General features: G+C 46.9%; 1 protein-coding gene. It reads right to left on the bottom strand.

Annotated features, from left to right (window positions below):
• Nucleotides 1-620: GTP-binding protein (locus tag Q1B47_RS21835; protein WP_299798832.1), on the bottom strand; the 620-nt coding region annotated here is incomplete at both ends.

Here is a 620-nt window from a genome sequence, read left to right as displayed (position 1 = left end):
GTACCACGGCCTGAGATTGAGAATACATCTTCGATTGGAAGAATGAATGCACCATCGATTGCACGCTCTGGCTCTGGGATGTAAGTATCTAGTGCTTCTGCAAGCTCAAGAATCTTAGCTTCCCACTCTGGCTCGCCTTCAAGGGCTTTAAGCGCAGAACCTTGGATAACTGGTAGGTCATCACCTGGGAACTCATACTCAGAAAGAAGTTCACGAACTTCCATCTCTACCAGCTCTAGAAGCTCTTCGTCATCTACCATGTCACACTTGTTCATGAATACGATGATGAAAGGTACACCAACCTGACGAGAAAGCAGGATGTGCTCACGAGTCTGTGGCATTGGACCGTCAGTAGAAGCAACTACAAGGATAGCGCCGTCCATCTGTGCAGCACCAGTGATCATGTTTTTAACATAATCGGCGTGACCAGGACAGTCTACGTGTGCGTAGTGACGAGTAGGAGTGTCATATTCGATGTGAGAAGTATTAATTGTAATACCGCGCTCACGCTCTTCTGGAGCGTTATCGATCTGTGCGAAATCTTTAGTCTCACCGCCATAGGCTTTAGTAAGTACTGCAGAGATAGCAGCTGTTAGAGTTGTTTTACCATGGTCAACGTG

Origin of the sequence: uncultured Shewanella sp., from assembly GCF_947501225.1 — a bacterium.
GTDB lineage: Bacteria > Pseudomonadota > Gammaproteobacteria > Enterobacterales > Shewanellaceae > Shewanella.
This window is presented reverse-complemented; position numbering and strand designations above follow the sequence as displayed.